This window comes from Mesorhizobium sp. BHbdii (assembly GCF_053848045.1).
Genome location: NZ_JBSPKX010000082.1, coordinates 1 through 594, shown reverse-complemented (window position 1 = coordinate 594; position 594 = coordinate 1). Strand labels below are relative to the sequence as shown.

The 594-nt window shown below is 61.4% G+C and carries 1 protein-coding gene; it reads right to left on the bottom strand.

What is annotated here, in order from left to right; genetic code table 11:
- A partial coding sequence (locus ACWTU8_RS31955) for an SDR family NAD(P)-dependent oxidoreductase (RefSeq protein ID WP_455851272.1) occupies window positions 1–594 on the bottom strand: 594 nt, incomplete at both ends.

Genomic DNA, 594 nt, shown 5'->3' with positions numbered 1-594 from the left:
AGACGCCGGGATGGGCTGCCATGCCCGAAAAGCCCCATCCGGCAGCGCGGCTGCGGCTATCAAGCTCGACGGCGAACATCAAGCATGCGAGCTTCGATTGGCTGTAACCAGCCATTGGGCGATAGTTCTTCTCGAGATTGATGTCGTCAAAATCGATCTGTCCACCGTTTGCAGCGAGACTTGAAAGCGCGACGACGCGGGCGTCCTTGCCTTTCGAGAGGAGCGACTTCAGACGAGCCGTCAAGGCGAAGTGACCGAGGTAGTTCGTACCGAACTGCAGTTCGAAGCCGTCTCTGGTCTCTTGCCGTTGCGGCGGGAGCATGACGCCGGCGTTGTTCACCAGAAGGTCCAGGCTCTGCTTCTCGTTCTCCATCTGCTTTGCGAATGCGGCAACCGAGGACAGATCTGCCAGATCGAGCTTCCCGAAATGGACAGTCGCACCCGGGACCGCGCGTTCGATGTGGGACACCGCGTCGGCGCCCTTTTGAGGGTCGCGGCCCGCGATGGTCACGTCGCATCCTGCTCGGGCGAGCGCGAGGGACGTCTCCAATCCCAACCCACCGGTTCCGGTCACGATCGCGGTTCGTCCATGCT